The 16606-nt window shown below is 68.1% G+C and carries 12 protein-coding genes; 2 read left to right on the top strand and 10 right to left on the bottom strand.

Features of this window, described 5'->3' with window-relative positions; genetic code table 11:
- Positions 1 to 20: 20 nt before the first annotated feature.
- Positions 21 to 974, bottom strand: coding sequence for a D-2-hydroxyacid dehydrogenase family protein (locus J2850_RS01415; RefSeq protein WP_209977995.1), 954 nt, complete (start codon positions 972 to 974; stop codon positions 21 to 23).
- Between the two features lie 14 nt (positions 975 to 988).
- A complete protein-coding gene (locus J2850_RS01410; RefSeq protein ID WP_209977993.1) occupies positions 989 to 1981 on the bottom strand; it encodes a phosphoribosylaminoimidazolesuccinocarboxamide synthase in 993 nt (330 codons plus the stop codon).
- 127 nt (positions 1982 to 2108) lie between these two features.
- On the opposite strand from J2850_RS01410, the gene J2850_RS01405 reads away from it, so the two are divergent.
- Positions 2109 to 2876: a 4'-phosphopantetheinyl transferase family protein gene (locus J2850_RS01405; protein ID WP_209977984.1), complete on the top strand. Its 768-nt coding sequence runs from the start codon at positions 2109 to 2111 to the stop codon at positions 2874 to 2876.
- A gap of 42 nt (positions 2877 to 2918) precedes the next feature.
- Here J2850_RS01405 and J2850_RS01400 read toward each other — a convergent pair whose 3' ends face one another.
- Positions 2919 to 4595, bottom strand: coding sequence for an FAD-dependent monooxygenase (locus J2850_RS01400; protein WP_209977980.1), 1677 nt, complete (start codon positions 4593 to 4595; stop codon positions 2919 to 2921).
- A 359-nt stretch (positions 4596 to 4954) separates the two neighbouring features.
- On the bottom strand, positions 4955 to 7552 hold the full coding sequence (locus J2850_RS01395) for a DUF4347 domain-containing protein (protein WP_209977978.1): 2598 nt from the start codon (positions 7550 to 7552) through the stop codon (positions 4955 to 4957).
- Positions 7553 to 7916: 364 nt separating this feature from the next.
- Here J2850_RS01395 and J2850_RS01390 point away from each other — a divergent pair, with 364 nt between their 5' ends.
- The gene (locus J2850_RS01390; RefSeq protein WP_211113728.1) at positions 7917 to 8918 is read left to right on the top strand and encodes an MDR family oxidoreductase; all 1002 of its coding nucleotides are present in this window, start codon (positions 7917 to 7919) and stop codon (positions 8916 to 8918) included.
- A 57-nt stretch (positions 8919 to 8975) separates the two neighbouring features.
- On the opposite strand, the gene J2850_RS01385 is transcribed toward J2850_RS01390, so the two are convergent.
- The 6 genes from J2850_RS01385 to J2850_RS01360 form a co-directional block, all read right to left on the bottom strand.
- Positions 8976 to 10886 (bottom strand): SirB1 family protein, encoded by a 1911-nt coding sequence (locus tag J2850_RS01385; protein ID WP_209977976.1) that lies wholly within the window; start codon positions 10884 to 10886, stop codon positions 8976 to 8978.
- A gap of 48 nt (positions 10887 to 10934) precedes the next feature.
- Complete coding sequence (locus tag J2850_RS01380) at positions 10935 to 11324, bottom strand: HAD family hydrolase (RefSeq protein WP_209977975.1); 390 nt, start codon at positions 11322 to 11324, stop codon at positions 10935 to 10937.
- Positions 11321 to 13006, bottom strand: a complete 1686-nt coding sequence (locus tag J2850_RS01375) for an NTP transferase domain-containing protein (RefSeq protein WP_209977973.1) — start codon at positions 13004 to 13006, stop codon at positions 11321 to 11323. The genes J2850_RS01380 and J2850_RS01375 overlap by 4 nt, the downstream gene beginning before the upstream one ends.
- Before the next feature lie 348 nt (positions 13007 to 13354).
- A complete protein-coding gene (locus tag J2850_RS01370) occupies positions 13355 to 14638 on the bottom strand; it encodes a TRAP transporter large permease (RefSeq protein ID WP_209977971.1) in 1284 nt (427 codons plus the stop codon).
- On the bottom strand, positions 14629 to 15168 hold the full coding sequence (locus J2850_RS01365) for a TRAP transporter small permease (protein WP_209977969.1): 540 nt from the start codon (positions 15166 to 15168) through the stop codon (positions 14629 to 14631). Before J2850_RS01365 ends, J2850_RS01370 begins: the two co-directional genes overlap by 10 nt.
- Before the next feature lie 80 nt (positions 15169 to 15248).
- Positions 15249 to 16253, bottom strand: a complete 1005-nt coding sequence (locus J2850_RS01360; protein ID WP_209977966.1) for a TRAP transporter substrate-binding protein — start codon at positions 16251 to 16253, stop codon at positions 15249 to 15251.
- Positions 16254 to 16606: the final 353 nt, after the last annotated feature.

The following is a 16606-nucleotide window of genomic DNA, read 5'->3' as shown; positions in this document are numbered from 1 at the left end:
CCGCTCGAGCCGATCACACGCTAGCCCGGCGAGAGCAACCGCACCGGCGCACCGGCCCTCCAGGCCAGGATATCCGCCAGCGCGTCGCGGTAGAACACCGCGTAATTCTCCCGCGTCACATAGCCGAGATGGGGTGTCAGGACGGTGTTGGGAAGGTCAAGCCAAAGGCTGTCAGCCGGAAGAGGCTCGATGGGAAAGACGTCGATGCCGGCGCCGCCGATCCGGCCCTGCCGCAAGGCATCGGCCAGCGCCGCCTCATCCACCAGGCCGGCGCGCGAGGTGTTGACGAACAATGCCGTCGGCTTCATCGCGCCGATCTCCGCCGCCCCCACGACGCCGCGGGTGCGCTCGCTCAGCACCAGATGGACGCTGACCACGTCGGAGGTCGCGAACAGCTCCCGCTTCTCCACCCGTGCCACCCCTGCCTCGGCGGCACGTTCGGCGGTCAGGTTGGGGCTCCAGGCCACCACGTCCATGCCGAAGGCCTGGCCGACCCTGGCGACCTTCGTGCCGAGCTTGCCCAGCCCGACCAGCCCCAGGCGCTTGCCGCCGAGGTCGCCGGTCAGGCAGGTCTGCCAGCGCCCCTCGCGCAGCGCCCGCTCCTCCGCCGGGATGCGCTTGGCCAGCGCCAGGATCAGCCCCCAGGCCAGCTCCGCCGTCGGCGTGCCGACCATGCCGGTTCCGCAGACGGTGATGCCGCGCGCCGCACAGGCGTGCAGGTCCACCGCGTTGTTGCGGGCGCCGGTGGTGACCAGCAGCTTCAGGTTCGGCAGCCGCTCGATCAGCGCGGCCGGGAAGGGCGTGCGCTCGCGCATGATGACCAGCACGTCGAAGGGCTCCAGCGCCGTCGCCACCGCATCCGGCTCCCCCAAGGGGGCATGGAAGACGGTCAGGTCGCTGCCTTCCGGCAACTGCGACCAGTCGGCGAGGCCGCGGGCGACCTCCTGGTAGTCGTCGAGAACGGCGACGCGCATGGAGCCCTCCCCCCTCACTCGGTGAAGTAGGGGGCCAGGTTGGCGCGGATGCGGTCGAGGACCGGCACCGCGGTCGCCGGCACCTCGAAGGGGCGCCCGGTGATGGTTTCGCCGGCCTCGATGTAGACGCGGGCGGCCTCCAGCACGACGTCCGCGGGGATTTCCGGAACGTCCTGGGTATAGGGGTCGCAGCGGGCGACCACCCAGTTGCGGACGAAATCCTTGTCGAAGCTCTCGGGCTTGCCGCCGGTCTCGAACCGCTCCAGGTAGCTGCCGGCGAACCAGTAGCGCGAGCTGTCGGGGGTGTGGATCTCGTCGGCGAGCAGGATGTTGCCGTCCTCGTCGAAGCCGAACTCGTACTTGGTGTCGACCAGGATCAGGCCGCGCTCGGCCGCCATCGCCTGGCCGCGGGCGAACAGGGCCAGCGCCTTCTCCGACACCTCCTCCCACTGGGCCCGGGTCAGCAGGTTGCGGCCGACGATCTCCGCCGCGGTCAGCTCCTCGTCGTGGCCGGCGTCGAACGCCTTGGTGGTCGGGGTGATGATGGGGGCGTCCAGCTTCTGGTTCTGGCGCAGCCCGTCGGGGAAGACGTGGCCGTACATCTCGCGCCGGCCCTGCTTGTACATCGACCAGATCGAGGTGCCGGTGGTGCCGGCCATGTAGGAGCGGACCACCACCTCGACCGGCATGATGCTCAGCCGCTTGGCCAGCACGACGTTGGGATCCGGGTAGTCCAGCACGTGGTTGGCGCAGATGTCCTTCGTCGCCTCGAACCAGAAGCGGGCGGTCTGCGTCAGCACCTGTCCCTTGAACGGGATTGCGGTCAGGATGCGGTCGAAGGCGGACAGCCGGTCGGTGGTGATCAGAATCCGCCGCGCGCCCTCTCCCCGGTCCGGAAGATCGTAGTTTTCGCGCACCTTGCCGCGGTAATGATTGGGCAGTTCCGGGATGAAGGCGTCGCGAAGAACGTTGGTCAGGTGCGGGGCGAGCAGGGCGGTATCAACCATTGGGCCGGATCCGGATGGGGGCGAATGCAAGAGGCGCGCATGATACCCGAAACCCCTGCCGGAGCCAGGACGCTAATTTCCGAGGTCCCGTATGCCGGGACCCGATATGGGGGAGGAGTGCTGTCCGATGATCGACGACGGCATGACGATGAGGACCGCCGCCGCGGCGGCAGAGGATTTCCGGATGCCGCCCGGCGTCGTCCGGGTCTGGTATGCCGACCTCGCCGGCCTGTCCATGCAATGCGGCGCCCTGCGCGCCCTGCTGTCCGACGATGAGATCGAACGGGCCGACCGCTTCCTGATGAAGCGGCTGACCGAGCGTTTCATCCTGCGCCGCGGGCTGCTGCGCCTTCTGCTCGGGCGGCTGACCGGGCGCGATCCGGGCGGACTGCGCTTCGACTACGGCAGCCACGGCAAGCCGTCGCTGGCCGGAGGCCCGTTCTTCAATCTCGCCGACAGCGAGGAGTCGCTCGCCATCGCAGTGTCGGCCGACGGGCCGGTCGGCGCCGACATCGAGCGGCTGCGCCCGATCGAGAGCGGCGAGGGCATCGCCGAGCGGTTCTTCCACGACATCGAGCGCGCGGCCCTGAAGGCCCTGCCGCCGGACCGGCGCGACGAAGGCTTCCTGCTGGCCTGGACCCGCAAGGAGGCCTTCATCAAGGCGGCCGGCGTCGGCCTGTCGATGCCGCTCGACCAGTTCGCGGTGGAGGTGGCGCCCGGCGCGCCGCCGGCCGTGCTGGCCATCGACGACCGTCTGCGGGCCGATGTCGGAACGCCGGAGGAGTGGAGCCTGTTCGACCGCCGGATCCTGCCCGGCACCATCGCCGCGGTCGCCGTCCGCGCCACCGGCCGGACGGTGGAGACGCGGGTGGTGGGGGAGGGGCTGTTCGGCTGAGGGCCGGGTGCCGCCGCGGATGTCCCCGGAGGCGGGATGTCCTCAGCGGCAATCAGGCCGGCCGGATCCCGCCAAGCCGATGCTCTGGGTCAGGAAATCCATGCATCCCGCAACGCCGACCCCGTCGCCGCGCCAGGCGATATGGCCATCGGGCCGGATCAGCACGGAAGCCTGGCCATCATCCGGCGGGACGCCGTAGCGATCGAAGACGTCGCCGCGCTCGATGATCTCGATGCCGTCCCGCCTGCCGCCGGCCTGGCGGGTCAGCAGATGCGGCTCGACGCCCAGGGCCGAGACGGCGGCAAAGCGACCGAGAATCCCGTCCGCGGCATCGGCCTCGAGTGCGCCGCGCGACAGCACGAGCAGATGGAAGCGGTAGCCGGCGAGCACGTCCAGCAGGTCGCGATGCCGGGAGAGCTGCGCCGCGGGAGCCCGCATGCCCGCTCCCGGCGCGACGGCGCAGCTCGGCGGATACCGGATGTCGATCTGTTCGAGCCTGCGGAAAACCGCAGTCTGGATCGCCCCGACGCCCGACGCCGGCGCCAGCACGGCCGGTGCCACCAGGTCGCGAAGATGCGCGCGCCAGCCACTTTGTCCGGCGGCGACGGTGAACATGCGATCGGTCATGCGCAACACCTGCCGCGCCACCGGCAGCCGCTCCGTCTCGTAGGTGTCGAGCATCGCCTCGCCGGCATCGGCGCGCATTGTCCCGCCCAGTTTCCAGGCAAGCTTCCAGGCGAGGTTCGCGGCGTCCTGGAGCCCGGTGTTCATGCCCTGGCCGCCCGCCGGCGAATGGATATGAGCGGCGTCGCCCGCGACGAACACACGGCCGGCGCGGTACCTGTCGACCACCCGGTGGTGCGTGCGGAAGCGCGTCAGCCATGTTGGGTTGCGCAGGCTGGCGGGCTGGCCCGTTGCCTCGGCGAACGACGCCTGCAACTCCTCCAGCGCAAGCGGCTCCGGGTGTGACGGGTCGTCGCCGGCATGAGGGGCGTCGGCATGCAGGTCGCTAGCATGCAGGTCGGTTGTCATGACACGCGAAAGCCTCGTGCCCTGCAGCGGGAAGAACAGGCCGATCCGTTCGCCCTGCATGAAGAGGCGGAAGCGGCCGTGGCCGAGCGGCCAGTCGACCTCGACGTCGCCCAGCAGGAAACTTTGCGGGTATTTGGCGCCTTCGAAGCTGAGATCGAGCGCGCGGCGGACGATGCTGTGCGCGCCGTCCGCACCGAGCACATAGCGGGCCGAGATCGCCACGGGCGCACCGTCGGCGCGCCTTGCCGTGACGCGAACCTGATCGGATGCCTGGTCGAGACCGGTAACCTCGATCTCGCGCTCGACCTCCAGCCCGGCCTTCCCGAGCGCGTCGATCAGCACCGCCTCGGTTTCCGACTGCGGCACCATCAGGATGAAAGGGAAGGGCGTGTCCGGTGCCTGCACCTTGTCGTAATCGAGCCCGCCGACCCGCCGGCCGGAGACGTGGAAGTCGACCCCGCTTGTGATGGCGCCGCGTTCGATCAGCCGGTCCGCCAGGCCGATGCTTGCAAAGAGTTCAAGCGACCGGGCCGAGACGGCGAACGCCCGGGATTCCCTGGACGGTCCGGACCGCAGGTCGACGATCCGCACGTCGACGCCGGCAAGCTTCAGCAGGTTGGCCGCCATGAGCCCAGTGGGTCCCGCCCCGACGACCAGCACCTCGCAGGTGATGTCAGCCTGATCCATCGCCTCGCTCCTTGCATCCGGATGGTACAGGAAAGAAATGACCCGAAGGTCATTTATGTCAAACAAAAAATGACCAGGCGGTCAGTTTCGCTGTGGCGCGTCCCTGTCGTTCTTGGGCTTTTGCCCGATCCCAGGTTCGGTGCGGCGACGGAGCCGGCCGGTAGGGGCGTTTGGGGCCCGGGCCTTGCGCGGACCTCCGGCATACCGCGCGGATGCGGAGGGGGCGCGTGCGAACGCCCGAGCTTGGTCAAACGGAAACGGCGCGCCTGGAGGCCCAGGTCGCGCCGTTCTGGAGTGCAGGAGGTAAACGATCGAGCACTGCCTTCGGAGGGCAGTGCTCGATCGGCCGGTCCCGGTGCTTACCCGATCGACGACGAGAACAGGAAGTTCGACGCCGTCAGGGTGGAGCGGTCGACACCGATCAGCTTGATGGTGGAGGTGCTGCCCAAGTCGATGGCGGTGTCGGCACCCTCCTGGGCGGAGTGGGCCATCACGTCACCCAGGTTGGCGAAGCTGGCGATCGACCGCAGGTCGATGATGTCGCCGCCGCTGCCGGACTGGAAGTCGGCGACGCAATCCCAACCGTCGTTGGCGTTCTGGACGAAGGTGTCCACGCCGGCGCCCCCGAGCATGTAGTCGTTGCCGCCGTTGCCGGTGATGGTGTCGTTGCCGGTGCCGCCGGCGAGGTATTCGCTGGCCGAGGTGCCGACAATGGTCCTGCCGGTGTTCCCGCCGGTGGAGCCACCCGTCGACCCACCGGTGTTCCCGCCGGTCGAGCCACCCGCCGAACCGCCGGTGAACGAGAAATTGGCGGCGGTCAGCGCGCTGCGATCGACATTGGCGAGCTTCACGCTGTTGGTGTCGTTGAAGCGCACGATGGTGTCGGCGCCCTCCTGCACGGTGACCGCCATCACCGAGTTGAAGTCGGTCAGCCCGCTCCAGCCCGACAGCGCGATGACGTCGCCGCCGCTGCCGGCCTTGAAGTCGCCGATGTAGTCCCAGCCGTCGCCGGGCTTGAAGACGAAGCTGTCGCTGCCGGCGCCACCGGTCATGTAGTCGTTGCCGGCGTTGCCGGTGATGGTGTCGTTGCCTGCCCCGCCGGCCAGGTAATCGCGGTCGCCGGTACCGGTCAGGACCTGGCCGGTGGTGCCGCCCGTCGAACCACCCCCATTGGAGCCGCCGTTGGAGCCCCCATTGGAGCCGCCGTTCGAACCGCCGTCCGAGCCGCCTCCCGTGGAGCCGCCCCCGGCACCCAGGGTGATGGTGTTGCCGGAGAGCTGGAAGCCGGAAGCGGCGAAGGTGCCGGCGATGCGCAGCGTGGCGTCGGCCCCGGCGGTCGAGTCGAGCCCGATGTGCAGCAGCGTGACGCCGTTGACGGTTTCGGCCTGGACCTGGCCGGCCAGAAGCTGGCTGCCGGTGCCGCTGCCGACGGTGCCGGACAGCGTCGCCCCCTTGATGGCGAAGGCGTCGCCGGCGACGGCGCCGGTGACGCTGGTGAAGCCGTCGGCCTGCGCCGCGGTCATCGTCACCGTATGGCGCTGGCTGCCGGTCAGGGCCAGCGTCTCGACGCTGGTCAGCGTCATGCCGCTGATGTCGACCTTCGGCGAGGCGACGTCGGTGTAGTATTCCAGGTCGTAGCCGTTGAGGCTGGTCATGTTGTCCGACCGCAGTTCCAGCGTGTCGGTGCCCTCGCCGCCGTTGAAGGCGACGGTGCCGGCGTCGATCTGGTTGACGACGATGTAGCGGTCGTTGCCGGCATCGCCGTAGACCACGTCGGCCTGGGTCTGCAGGTAGGAGCCGGAGCCGACGATGCCGGCCACGATGGTGTCGTCGCCATTGCCGCCATAGACGGTGTCGTTGCCCCAGTCGCCCTTCAGCAGGTCGTTGCCGTCGTCGCCGTAGACGATGTCGTCGCCGCCGCCGCCGGCCACCGTGTCGTTGCCGAGGCCGCCATGCACCTGGTCGTTGTCGGCACGGCCATAGATCAGGTCGGTGCCGCCGCCGCCGAAGATGGTGTCGTTGCCGTCACCGGCCTCCAGCGTGTCGTTTCCGGCCCCGCCGTTCTCGAGATCGGCGCCGCCGTGGCCCCAGAACCAGACCGGGCTGTCGCCGGCGGTCAGTACGTCGTCGTGCTCCGACCCGATCCAGCGCTGGATGTCGACGAAGCTGTCGCCCGCCGCCTCGCCGGTGCTGTTGGACGGGTTGCGCAGGTCCAATGTCAGGCCGCTGGTCGCGTTCTCGTAGGTGACCATGGTGAAGCCGTTGCCGCCGACATAATGGTCGGCGCCGAGCCCGCCGTTCAGGGTGTCGCCGCCGGACACCCCCGTGTTGCCGCCGCCGACCAGCGTATCGTCGCCGGCCCCGCCGACCAGGCTGTCGTTGCCGGTGCCGCCGGTGATGACGTCGTTGCCGGCCAGCCCGTTGATGGTGTTGCCGGAATTGTCGCCGACCAGCGTATCGTTGCCGCTGGTGGGGGTGCCGCTATAAGCCAGCACGTGGACCCAGGCGTCGGCTCCGGCAAAGCGGCGGGTGGCGGCGATCGGGCCGGTGACCACGTCGAGGTCCCAGGAGCCGCCCTGGTCGGGGTGGCCGACGGGGTGGCTGGCGGCGGCAACGCGGGCGCCGGTCACGGCGGCCAGCCGCTCGACGAACCGCCGGCCGTTGCCGCCGACGCCGACGTCGCAGGCATGGATCAGGATCTCGGTGCCGGTCGCATCGGGCCAGCGGCGATCATAGAGGGCGCTGCCGTCGAGGGGCAGGGCGCCGAGACGCACCACACCCGGCGCGCCATGGGCGATCAGATGGACTGCCGCCGGCCGCTGTTCCAGGGCTTCGGCGAGCAGCGCCAGCGCGTCCTCATCGGCGGCGACCCGGATCACCGTCAGGTCCGACGCGTGCCGGCCGATCAGGGTGTCGATGTCGGCGAGACCGGCGTCGGCAAGAATGATCCCGTGCATGAAAACCCCTTTCTGGGGAGTTGTTGGAAAGCGATTTCGGTTACTTTGATGTACGCAAATACAGCGCGCCAACAATGCCGAATAAGACGATCATTCCTTGGAAAGGTCCTGTCCGGCGGGGGCGACCTGTTTTCTCCCGATGGCCAGAAAGAGGGTTGCGGTTGTCGATGTCGGTGAGGACCGGATACCTCTATTTATTGGCTGGATCTGCGGCTTTCCTGGCCACAAGGGCTAGGGGCTCGTTTTCCTACCTCCAAATCGGGAGAGTTTCCTACGCAGAGGGATAAGTTAATTTGTTTGACCTATAGCGGAATGGAGCGCATCGTTTCCTGCAACCTCAAATACGAAAGGGAGTGCAGCCACCATGCCGATCCCCAACTCCTTCGATGCCTTCGTCATCGCCGAGGACAACGGCAAGCCCAAGGGCTCCTTCAGCAGCCTCACGCCCGCCGATTTGCCTGATCACGAGGTGCTGGTCGAGGTCGCCTATTCGACGGTCAACTACAAGGACGGGCTGGCGGCGTCCGGCAAGGCGAAGATCGCGCGCAAGCTGCCGATGGTGGCCGGCATCGACCTTGCCGGCACGGTCGTGGAGTCGCGCAGTCCGGACTGGAAGCCCGGTGACCGGGTGGTGGTCAACGGCTGGGGGCTGTCGGAAACCCAGTGGGGCGGTTACAGCCGCTACCAACGGGTCAAGCCGGAGTGGCTGATCCGCCTGCCCGACGCCTTCACCCTGGAGCAGGCGATGGGGATCGGCACCGCCGGCTATACCGCCGCGCTCTGCGTCGACGCGCTGGAGCGCTGGGGAGCCGTCCGGCCGGGTGACCGCGAGGTGCTGGTGACCGGGGCAGCCGGCGGCGTCGGGTCGGTGGCGGTGGCGCTGCTGGCCAAGCGCGGCTATGCGGTCACCGCCTCCACCGGCCGGCCGGAGACGCACGACTATCTGCGCTCCCTGGGGGCCGGCGGCTTCATCGATCGTGCCACGCTTCTGGAGAAGGGAGCGCCGCTGCAGAAGGAGCGGTGGGCCGGCGGCGTCGACTCGGTGGGCGGCATGACGCTGGTCAACGCGCTGGCACAGACGGTGTGGGGCGGCGCGGTCGCTGCCTGCGGCCTGGCCGGTTCGGCGGATCTTCCGGGCACCGTTCTGCCGCACATCCTGCGCAGCGTCGCACTGATTGGCATCGACTCGGTGATGGCTCCGGTCGACCGCCGGGCGTCGGCCTGGGCGCGGCTGGCCCGCGACCTCGACCCCGGCCATCTTGCGGTGATGTACGAGGTCCATCCCTTTGCCGATCTTCCGGCACTGGCCGACCGCATTATGGCCGGCAAGATCCGCGGCCGCGTGGTGCTGGATCTCACGGCCTGACCTGACAGCCTGATCTGGTGGGGAAGGGGGCGCCGGCGCGGCAGGGCCCCTTTCCCCTCAGACGATCAGCGTCTTCCCATGCAGACGCTGCTGGACGTAGAGCCGGTCGTCCTCGTGGAAGGACAGCCGCTTGCTCAGCCCGCCGCCGCCATGATGGATGCGGTTGCCCTGCGGGTCGAGCTGCAGGACCCGGACGCCGTTGAAGACGAAGCTGGCGAACAGGTCGGCATAAGCGCCCTGCGCCAGCGAGCCGTCGGACAGGCGGGAGAACAAATGGTCGATGTTGATCCTGAAGATGGGCAGGTCGACGCCAGCGAAGGACGTCAGCAGGCGGTCGAGCAGGGGCGGATCCTTGCGGCACAGGCTGATGCCGAAGGTCCAATGATAGCTGTGGTTCAGCAGATAGTGGACCGAGGCCCAGAGATCGTAGGACATCGCCATGACGCCGCTGCGGCGGGAGAAGACCTCCACCTCTTCGAGCTTGCTGCGGACGAGGTCGGGGCCGGACTGCAGGTCGAGCATCGGGGCGATGTCGTCGGCATCGATGTTCCAGAACCATTCGCTGTCCGACAGCATGAAGGGGGTGAGGTTGGCGATGCTCTCCCACCCCAGCATGTTCAGCGGCCGCCGTGCCTCGCCGATCATCTCCTGCGCCAGGTTGCGGCCGGCGCGCAGGCTCCGGCTGTCATGGATGGCGTGCTGCGGGAACGCCTGCTTCAGGTCGAGGCCGGTATCGTCGAGCAGGCGGATGCGGTAACGGTCCGACCGTCCGAAACACTCCATCCAGAAGGACACGAAAGGCTGGATGTCGAAGGGCCGCTTCACGCATTTCAGGAAGACGTCGATCTTGCCGTCGGCCGATTGCGGCTGAACCGGGCGGGCCTCCGCCAACTGGCGGATCCGGAATGGCGGTGCTCCGGCTCCTGACGCGGTCCGTGACCGGGAGGTGGCCTGGGCAGCGGCCTGGGTTGCGGCGATCCTGTAGAACTCGTCCAGGATCGGCGACCAGCCCGGCGCCTTGCGGCTGTTCACGCCGACATGGGACGCCAGCCGGGTCAGGCCGCCGGTCCGGCATCCGGTCGCCTTGGCGAAGCGCTGCTGGTAGCCGTTGAACGCGGCCGGCTTGCCGCGCAGGATGGCCGAGCCGATGGCGTCGTCCAGCATCTCCACGCGCTTTTGCAGTGACAGCCGCGGCTCCGCCGCGTCGTAGAAACGCAACGCGCAGGCATCGGCGCCATGGCGGAGAAGCTGGTTCAGGCAGTCGTGGGCGGAGGCGTCGGAAAAGATCCCGAAGGCGTCCAACGCCGCCAGCAGCGGCCCGGCGGACGCATCGAGGCCGATGGTCCGGGCGGCCTGGACGATCAGCCCGGGAACCACCAGGCTGTGGTGCAGCGTGCCGGGCTCCAGGCCGGCGGGTAGCGTCACGGCGACGTCGGGGGGGGGCGTGAAGACGGTGGTGACGCCCATCCCGATGGCGATGGCGTCCTCGGCGTCGCGCCACGCCTGTCCGGTAAGCTCCCGCAGCCGGCGGGCAGCCTCATCGGCATCCTGGAAATGCCCGCCGTCGCAGGCGAGTTGCACGAACAGCCTGAGGACCGCGGCATTCTTGGAGACCAGCGCCGCCGGCCTCATCATGACATGGCCGTTCCCGTCCTGCCGCATTGCCTGCAGCAGCGCGTCCAGGCGGTTCGCGGCGGCCGGATCGCCACGCAGGTTGATCAGGCGCTCATAGCCGCGGATCGTCGGTGCGACGGCATCGTGAGGACGGCCAAGCGATCGCAGCAGCAGCCCATGAGCCAGATGCATATGGGGATGGTCGGGATCGAGGCGGCGGACCGCCTCCACCGCCTCGCCGAGTTCGTCCGGCCGGCGTTCCTGTGTCGCCTGCCGCAGCCGGCCGAGCGCCGCGCGCAGCGCCGCGGACGGATCCTCTGCCGGCATCGGGGGGGCGTCGGGATCGAGGGGCATGGCGGGCCTGTTGGTTCTTGTCTGCGGGAAGGAGGGCGCGAGCGGCGTTCAGAGGTGCGGATCGATCACGACGTCGATGCCGCCGAGGCCGGCGTCGCGGTCCAGGTTGACCGCGAGACTGGTGGTCAGCCCGGACGGTTTCCTGTCGTTGATGCAGATGCGCTCGCCGGTCGGAAGCCCGAACAGCGCATGATCCCAGCGCAGGCCGAACCGCTCCAGTGCCGCAAGCGTCGCCTCCCGCTCCGCCTCGCTGCGGGCGCTCAGCAGGACGACCCGGTCATCCGGCTCCAGCCTGGCGAAGAATTCCGTCACGCCCGGCAGGAGCTGGTCCCCGCCCTGCTTGTGGCCGCACTGCTTATGGCCATTATGGCGGACCAGCACGCCGTCGATGTCGATCAGCCAGGTCTTGCCCAGCCGGCTCAGCCGCAGGCCGGTCATGCCGCCGCCTCGTTCAGGACCTGCAATCCCCGGACATAGGCGCCGACGATGGAATCGTAATCGTCCTCGACATAGCCGCTCAGCGACAGCCAGACCAGCGCATGGATCAGCCGGATCGCCGGCAGATCGGCAGCGAGACGTTCCTGGAACAGCCCGCGCAGGTGGCTCCAGCCATTCTCGCGGATCTCGATCTCGGCGCCGTCGCCGGTGATCTGCAGCAGGAACTGCTTTCGGTTGAAGCTGTCATAGTCGCCGACCACGGAGTAGTACAGCTTGGCCCAGTCGTAGCGTGGGTCGCCGAACAGGTCGATGCCGCCGAAGGAGCCACGGGGATCGATGAACCACGGCTTTCCGGTCTTGTCGACGAGGATGTTGGAAAAGGTCGGGTCGCCATGGATCAGGGTGAAGCGGCCATGTGCTCCGCCGCCCCCGGGCAGCGAAGAGCCGAGGGCGGCCAGCCCCCCAACCGGCTCTCCAACCAATCCGTCGACCAGCTTTTCGAACCAGCCGCGATGGCGGTCGTGCAGGATGTTGCGGCAGGGAACGCCGTTCACCCGCAGGGACTCGCGTGCCGTCAGCTCGGGCAGAAGCCGCCGGACGGTCTGCAGCCGCTCCAGCGTCTTTGTCCGATACAGCGCATCGGCGGCCTCGGCATTGGCCGGTCGCCGCTCGCGGCCGTGGAGGTCCTCCAGCGCCAGCATGATGCGCTCCAGGATCCGGCGCTGTTCCGCCGGTTCCGCCGGCAGGTCGCAGGGATGCTCGCCGTGCAGCCTCTCCAGGGTCAGGGGGTGCTCGGCCAACAGGGCGGGAGCGTGACGGAAGCCCACCTGCTCCATCTTTCGGTACCAGGCGGCCTCGCGCTCGATCAGATGCGCGAAACGCGGCGTGCGGGTGCGCTTTTCCACCCTGTCGTCGCGGATGCGGACATCATTGAAGAAGCGGGCGTGCGCGCTGCCGGCCCAATGGGCGTGCAGCGCCGCCAGGGTGCCGTATTCCCGCGCCCCTTCGACGAACGCGACGTCGATGGGGAGCGCCGCTTCCGACAGCCAGCGCACGAACTCGCCGCTGTCGGGCAGGCCGGACAGGACCCGGCGGCCGGGAACGCCGAACATCCCCATGACCCCGGCTTCGCCCGACGGCACGGGGGCCAGCCCGCCGGCGGGGCTCCAGGACCAGCGGCAGGAGAAGCCGTCCGTCAGGCCGACGAGCAGCCTGTCGCCGATGCGCCCGCCGGGAACCCGATCGAACTTCAGGTCGCTCCACACCAGCAGGAAGGGGGTGTCCTCGTCGGGAAGATGCTCCATCGCCAGCCGGATGCCGCTGCATGTGCCGGTGCCCTGCGAACGGACGAAGGTGACGGGAACAGCCGGCTTGAATTCCTGGATGAACCGTTCGAAGACCTCGGCCTTGTGGTCGAGGATCACGGTGAACCGGGCATTCGGAAAGCTGTCGAACAGGTCGTAGATCAGCGGCTTGCCGTCCACCGGCACGAGGCATTTCGGCTTGTTCCACGAATAATGCTCAAGGCGCGACCCGCGCCCGCCCGCCTGCACGATCACATGGCGGATATCGCGGACATCCGTCGGCACGGCGCCGTCGCCCGACACGATCAGCTCCCCGCCGCCCGTCATTTCCGAACCGTCCGCCACCGACGCGATCCCGAGAGTCGTGGTGAAATCCATCCTGGCATCGGGACGGGAGCCGGAAAGCAGATCATGGAATTTCTCCACTTGTCGAACGGCCGGACCGGCATCATCGGGCGGCGGTTCTCAGTCACACGGCCGGCATGACCTTGGACCGTGTTCGGACACTGTGCAGAACGCCTCGATTCTCTGCGCCTATAGCGTATTCCGGGATGGCATTCAATCAGGGATTGCTTTTTCCGGACGCGGCCCGCCGCGGCCGGGGAAAGGCGGTCCAAAAAAATGGGCCATCGGAAGCGTCCGATAGCCCAGTCCAGGAGAGAAGCCGTTCAGGAGAGCCGCCATTCAGGAGCGCCGGGCGTCCTTGCCCGTGCGCCCCGGGACGCCTCAATGCATCAGCAGGCGCGGCAGCCACAGCGAGAAGGCCGGGACATAGGTGACCAGCAGCAAGGCCACGAACAGCGCCCCGTAGAACGGCGTGATGGAGCGCATCACCTCGCCCACCGAGACGCCGCCGATGGCGCAGCCGATGAACTGGGTGGTGCCGACCGGCGGGGTGTTGAGGCCGAGCGCGCAGTTGATCAGCATGACGATGCCGAACTGCACCGGGTCCATGCCGTACTGCATGGCGATCGGCAGGAAGATGGGCGTGCAGATCAGGATCGTGCTGGCCATGTCCATGAAGGTGCCCAGCAGGAACAGGATGATGTTGATCAGCAGGAAGATGACCAGCGGATTGGTCGACACGCCGGCCAGCAGCTCGCCGGTCATGTCCGCCACCTCATAGAGGCCCATGAGGTACTGGAACATCGTCGACACGCCGATCAGCAGCAGCACGACGCCGGTGGTCTTCACCGTCTTGGCGGCGGCGGCCAGGAACTTCTCCCAGCTCAGCGTGCGGTAGACGAAGGTGGTCAGCAGCAGCGCGTAGATCACCGCCACCGATGCCGATTCCGTCGCGGTGAACACGCCGCTGGTGATGCCGGCCAGGATGATGACGACGATCAGCAGGCCGGGTGCGGCGGCGGCGAAGGAATGGATGAGGATGTCCCAGCCGGGGAAGGTGCCCTTGGGATAGCCGCGCTTGACCGCGACGTAATAGGCCGCACCCAGGTTGCAGATCATCAGCAGCGCCGCCGGGGCCAGGCCGGCGGCGATCAGCGCGCCGATCGACGCCTTGCCGCCGGCCGCCAGCGCATAGATGATCATGTTGTGGCTGGTCGGCATCAGCGCGCCGACCAGGGCGGCGTGGGTGGTGACGTTGACCGCGTAGTCGGCGTGGTAGCCTTCCCGCTTCATCATCGGGATCATCACGGCACCCATCGCCGAGACGTCGGCGACCGGGGAGCCGGCGACGCCGCCGAACAGGGTGCAGGCGACCACGTTGGACATGCCGAGGCCGCCGCGGATGTGGCCGACCGTGCTCTTGGCGGCGGCGACGATCTTGTCGGCGACGCCGCCGTGCAGCATCAGCTCGCCGGAGAAGACGAAGAAGGGGATGGCCAGGAACGAGAAGACGTTCATGCCCGACATCATCTGCTGGAAGACCACCGCGACGGGCAGGCCCTCGTACAGGATGGTGCAGAGCGCCGACAGGCCGATGGCGAAGGCGACGGGGATGCCGAGGATCAGGAAGCCGAAGAAGGTGATGGTGAGGATGGTCAGTTCCATGACGGCGCGACCTCCTCGCCGCGGACGATGGCCACGATGTGCTCGATGGAGAAGAGGACGATCAGCACGCCCGAAAGCACCAGCGGCACGTAGCGGAAGGCTTCGGAGATGTGGAGGTTGGGGATCAGGTAGCCCGAGACCGAGTTGCCGAGCACCCAGCCGTTGTAGGCCATGCAGGCGCCGAAGGCGCCGACCAGCGCGTAGATCAGCACGTCCATCTTGCGCCGGGCGCTGTCGGACAGCATCACCAGCAGGGATTCGAGCCCGATGTGGCCGGCGTCGCGGACGCCGACGGCGGCACCGATCAGCGTCACGTACAGCACCAGCAGGATGGCCAGGCTTTCCGCCCAGGTGGGCGAGTTGTTCAGCACGTAGCGGCCGAAGACCTGGAAGAAGACCACCCCGACGATCAACATCAGCCCGGCGATCGCGACATACATGCCGGTCTTCGCCAGTACCGCGTTCATGCGGGTCAGCCAGCCGCCTGCGTGCGGCGGGCTGACGTCCATTGCTTGCAGCTCGATATCCATGCCGCTGCTCTCCTTGCGAGGCGCGGCCCGTCCCGCCCGGGGACGGCGCCGCGCGTCACCCCTTTTGCGTTACTTCGGGTTTATTTGGCTTCCTGGACGCGCTGGACCAGGCTCTGCAGCTTCGGCGTGTTGGCGAACTGGGTGTAGACCGGCTTCATCGCGTCGATGAATTCCTGCTTGTTCGCGACCTCGACGATCTGCGCGCCGGCCTGGGTCACGATCTCGCGCGACTTGGCCTCGCGCTCGTCCCACAGCTTGCGCATGTAGGGCACCGACTCCTTCGCCGCCTGGCGGATCAGAGCCTGGTCGTCCTTCGACAGCCGGTCCCAGGCCACCTTGGAGAACACCAGCACCTCGGGCGCCATCGCGTGCTCGGTCAGGGTGAAGTACTTGGCCGCCTCGAAGTGGCGGGAGGACTCGTAGGACGGGTAGTTGTTCTCGGCCGCGTCGACGATGCCGGTCTTCAGCGCGGTGTAGACCTCGCCGAAGGGCATCGGCGTGGCGTTGGCGCCCAGCGCCTGGATCATGGCGACGAACAGGTCCGACTGCTGGACACGGATCTTGGCGCCCTTCATGTCGGCCAGCGTCTTGTAGGGCTTGGCGGCCGAATACATGCTGCGCGAGCCGCTGTCGTAGAAGGCGAGCCCGATCATGCCCTGGCTTTCCATGGCCGCCAGGATCTCGTCGCCGATCGCGCCGTCCAGCACATGGCGCATGTGTTCGGTGGAGCGGAAGATGAAGGGCAGGGCGGTGACCATCGTCTCGGGCACCACGTTGTTCAGCGGCGCCACGTTGATGCGCATCATCTCCAGCGCGCCGATCTTCAGCTGCTCGATGGTGTCCTTCTCGGTGCCGAGGGCGCCGTTCGGGAACACCTTGACGCCCAGGCGGCCGTTGCTGCGCTCCGCCACCAGCTTGCCGACGTAGCGCACGGCCTCGACGGTCGGGTAGTCGGTCGGGTGGATGTCGGCGGAGCGGAAGTCACGCGCATCGGCCGGCGCCGACAGGATGGGGGCGGTCAGCATGGAACAGACGGCGCAAGCCGCCAGCAGCGCGGTACGGACCGAAGTCAAAGCGATTTTCATGCGTACTCCTCCTGAGTGCTGAACCGGCACCTGTCGGCGGCCGGCTTCTCTTGTTCTGGCAAATCCCGGTCGACCTTTGCGGCCGTACGGTGTCCTGGGGCGACATGGTCCGGGGAACGGCTCAGCAGGCCGGCAGCGGTCGACCGGCACCGGTCCGGCGGACGCCGGGCTGCCGCTCGCGTTCAGTCGTCATGCTTTGTTGGGCCCCCGCCCGTGGGCGGCGTCGTTCCGTCCGTCCCACGCACTTAGGATATTAGTATATCAATTGGCGCGCAACCCTGAAAGTTAGAGCCGGCAACAACGGCCTGCTCGACTGACAGCTTAGCGGATTTTGGCAATGGCAAAGAGCGACA

This window comes from Azospirillum picis (assembly GCF_017876115.1).
GTDB lineage: Bacteria > Pseudomonadota > Alphaproteobacteria > Azospirillales > Azospirillaceae > Azospirillum > Azospirillum picis.
This window is presented reverse-complemented; position numbering and strand designations above follow the sequence as displayed.

Bases quoted from the DNA above. Each gene is read 5' to 3' on its own strand.
- J2850_RS01415 (WP_209977995.1), bottom strand. From the start codon at position 974: ATGCGCGTCGCCGTTCTCGACGACTACCAGGAGGTCGCCCGCGGCCTC.
- J2850_RS01410 (WP_209977993.1), bottom strand. From the start codon at position 1,981: ATGGTTGATACCGCCCTGCTCGCCCCGCACCTGACCAACGTTCTTCGC.
- J2850_RS01405 (WP_209977984.1), top strand. From the start codon at position 2,109: ATGATCGACGACGGCATGACGATGAGGACCGCCGCCGCGGCGGCAGAG.
- J2850_RS01400 (WP_209977980.1), bottom strand. From the start codon at position 4,595: ATGGATCAGGCTGACATCACCTGCGAGGTGCTGGTCGTCGGGGCGGGA.
- J2850_RS01395 (WP_209977978.1), bottom strand. From the start codon at position 7,552: ATGCACGGGATCATTCTTGCCGACGCCGGTCTCGCCGACATCGACACC.
- J2850_RS01390 (WP_211113728.1), top strand. From the start codon at position 7,917: ATGCCGATCCCCAACTCCTTCGATGCCTTCGTCATCGCCGAGGACAAC.
- J2850_RS01385 (WP_209977976.1), bottom strand. From the start codon at position 10,886: ATGCCCCTCGATCCCGACGCCCCCCCGATGCCGGCAGAGGATCCGTCC.
- J2850_RS01380 (WP_209977975.1), bottom strand. From the start codon at position 11,324: ATGACCGGCCTGCGGCTGAGCCGGCTGGGCAAGACCTGGCTGATCGAC.
- J2850_RS01375 (WP_209977973.1), bottom strand. From the start codon at position 13,006: ATGGATTTCACCACGACTCTCGGGATCGCGTCGGTGGCGGACGGTTCG.
- J2850_RS01370 (WP_209977971.1), bottom strand. From the start codon at position 14,638: ATGGAACTGACCATCCTCACCATCACCTTCTTCGGCTTCCTGATCCTC.
- J2850_RS01365 (WP_209977969.1), bottom strand. From the start codon at position 15,168: ATGGATATCGAGCTGCAAGCAATGGACGTCAGCCCGCCGCACGCAGGC.
- J2850_RS01360 (WP_209977966.1), bottom strand. From the start codon at position 16,253: ATGAAAATCGCTTTGACTTCGGTCCGTACCGCGCTGCTGGCGGCTTGC.